The following is a 3,573-nucleotide window of genomic DNA, read 5'->3' on the forward strand; positions in this document are numbered from 1 at the left end:
AATATTAACTTACTATTTATCATATTCATATATCAATTACAAATATAAGAATTAATGAATTAGGTATACTCATAATTAAAAGTATAAATATTTTAATTTACAATTTACTTTCAATCACTATTAATTAAACTATTTATACAAAATAAGTCCATTAAATATAATATTAAAAAAATGAACAATATTTTTATTCTTTTTTATTATTTCTTAAATTAATTTTTTTCTAATTAGAAAATGTTTATAATAAAGTTTTTATATTAACGAATTGTATAATTATAATCATATAAATTTAAAAATATTTGCTTTGAATATTTATTGTAAATATATATTAAATTTATATAATTAAGAGAATTATTTTATATAAATCTTTTAATTAATGGATGACTGAAAAATGAAGTGTAAATTAATAATACCGATGCTTTTAGTTATAGTTATATTTAGTTCATTAAGTTTTATATCTGCAACTGATGATATAAATCATACTAATACAATAAATAACCATAGTAATATTATTAATTATGATACAAATATTAATTCTACAGATACTAATATTCAGCAATCATCACTAAATGATAGTGATAATATTAATATTGAAAAATCATCTGTAAAGAATAATAATATTTTAAATGATAATAATATTAATAGTGTTTATATAAGTCCTAATGGTACAGGTAATGGTAGAACTCCTGATTCTCCTTCAAATTGGGATTCTGTTAACTATAGAATTAATAATTATAGTAATATATATTTTTTAGGTGGAAATTATAACATTAAAGTTAATTATAATATTGCTAATTTGAATTTAACATTAGAAAATTATAATAATCAAAATGTTATTATTGATGTAAATTGTTCAACATTTTTTAATATAAAAAATAGTAATATTTTAATTAAAAATTTAAAATTCACTAAATCTAATGTTTTTAATAATACTTATGGTAGTTTTTTTGCTGTTATTAAATCTAATATTACATTAGTAAATTCAAGTTTTGATAATATAAAATATTATCAGTTATATGATAATAGAATGACTAGTGGATTAATATTTTCTAATGAAAGTAATGTTAATATTATAAATTCAAGTTTTAGTAATATTAATGCTAATGGAGATCCACTGGGGAGTATATTATGTTCTTTAAACAGCACTAATTTTATTGAAAATTGTACTTTTATTAATATGAAATCTGCAGGAGTTGGTGGTGTAATAAGAACAGTAAATTCTAAAAATTTCTTTAATAATTGTTCATTTATGAATTCAACTGCTTATTCATATGGAGGAACACTCTTTTTTGGGGATAGTGATAGTAAACTTATAAATATTACAATAAATAAGAGTAATACTTCTTCAACTTCTGGTGGTGGAATATATATAAAAAAAGGAAATTTTAGTTTTATTAATTCTACAATAGTTAATTCTAATTCTTTTGATGGAGGGGCTATTTTTTCAGATAATGCTTCTGGAAATATTATAAATTGTATTTTTGAAAATAATACTGTCTCAAGAGATAGTGGTGCAATAGATATGTATTTTTATAATAATTTTACTATTATAAATTCTACATTTAATAATAATAATGCAGTTTTTGGTGGTGCAGTTTATATTATTTCTAAAAATGATGATAAAGTATCAATTGTAAATTGTAATTTTAACAATAATAGTGCAAGCCAAAATGGTGGTGCAGTATCTATATTAAATTCAAATGAAGTAATAAACTCTACTTTTCTTAATAATAACGCATCTATGGGTGGAGCTATTTATGGAAATTCATTAAATGTAAATAATTCTAATTTTGTAAATAATTCTGCATTAATATATGGTGGAGATATATATTCATGTGATTTAAATGTTAATAATTCCAATTTCACAAAAGGATATGCATTTAATGGTGGTTCTATCTATGGAAATAATACTACATTAATTAATTCAAAAATTACTAACACAAATTCTCTTGGTAATGGAATTATATACTCTTTTAATGGAAATATTATTAATTCAAATATTACAAATAGTACATCTTTTGAAAATAAAGTAATATACATTTTTAATAATCTAACAATTACCAATAGTAAGATCAATGGTGGATTTGGAGCAAAAGGGAAATTTATTCCATTTGAATCAGAAGAGGGATATATTAAATTAGATAATGGTTTATATGGATTTTCTTTAGATTATGAGGATGCTGAGGGTTCTTATTTATTAGATAATGTTGGTATTATATGTAATATTATAGGTGAAGATGCACAAGAATATGTAAAAATATTATTTTATAATTATTTTGAAAATAAAACTGATTTATATAAAAATATTGGTGATATAAATAATATTGAATATATATTATGTGAATTATTATATAGTGATTTTAAAAATTTCGATTATGTAGATCCTGAATTTTTACCTATTATTGAGGATGTTGTACTTAAATATAATAATGGTTTAAGAGTTCCAACTACTAATGCAACATTAATATTAGAAAATAAAACTCAATTAATATTAAATTTTTATACTGGTGGAAATGAAATTTATAAACCAAATTTCCTATTTGTAAATACTACTTATTTAGGTAATATTTATAATTTAACAGTAAATGAAACTAAAGATAAAAATGAATATGTTTTAGGAGATAATGTAACTTATAATATAACATTACATAATATTGGGGATACTATATTAAATAATGTATTTATAGTTGAAAATGATACAACTGGGCTAAAATATATTGATTATAATGATAAAGCAAATTGGACACATAAAATTGTAAATAATCAAAATGTTTGGTTATATAATAAACAATTAAATATAAATGAAACAGTTAATTTAAGTTTAATTTATAAAACTGAAAAAGTAGGAAATATTACAAAATCAATGATTTCTAAATCAGATTATACTGATAATATAACTACAATAACAACAATAACTGTATTAAATAATACTAATAGTACTAACAGTACTAATAATACAAATAGTACAAATAATACTAATGGTACTAATAATACAGGTAATAACAATACAAATAACACTAATAACAACAATAATAAAAATAATAATTCTAATAACAATTCTAATAGTAATAATTCTAATAATAGTATTAATTCAATAAATAATAAATTAAATAGTTCTAACAAAAATAGTACTGTATTAATTGGGGATATGCCTAAAACAGGTATACCTATAATATTTTTAATATTATCTGTTTTATGTATTATTGTATCTAGAAGAAAAAATTAAATGGTTTTAAATAGGATTTTATCCTATTTTTTTTATTTTTTTAAGTTTTTTTAAGATTTTTTTTATCTTATTTTTATCTATTTTTTAAGTATGCTTGTGGTTAACATGTGTATTTGTTTGATATTTAGCTTTTTTATCTAGTTTTCTTAATTTTTTAATTTCTTAAATATTCTAGTAGAAATATTTTTATTATTTTTATAATTGATTTTTATATTATTGAATAAATTATAATATCTAAATTTTTTTAAATTTTATTGATTTTTTATCACTTGTATTTTATAAATTTCTAACATTAAATAGTAAAATTTATATTATATTTTTTTTAAATATCCAATTGATATGTTTTACAT

Annotated in this window: 1 protein-coding gene; it reads left to right on the forward strand. The window is 18.9% G+C overall.

Annotated elements, in window-relative coordinates:
• Positions 1 to 388 precede the first annotated feature (388 nt).
• Positions 389 to 3,223, forward strand: a complete 2,835-nt coding sequence (locus BGI41_RS07175; protein ID WP_143744810.1) for a hypothetical protein — start codon at positions 389 to 391, stop codon at positions 3,221 to 3,223.
• Positions 3,224 to 3,573: the final 350 nt, after the last annotated feature.

Source organism: Methanobrevibacter sp. 87.7 (assembly GCF_002208625.1).
GTDB lineage: Archaea > Methanobacteriota > Methanobacteria > Methanobacteriales > Methanobacteriaceae > Methanarmilla.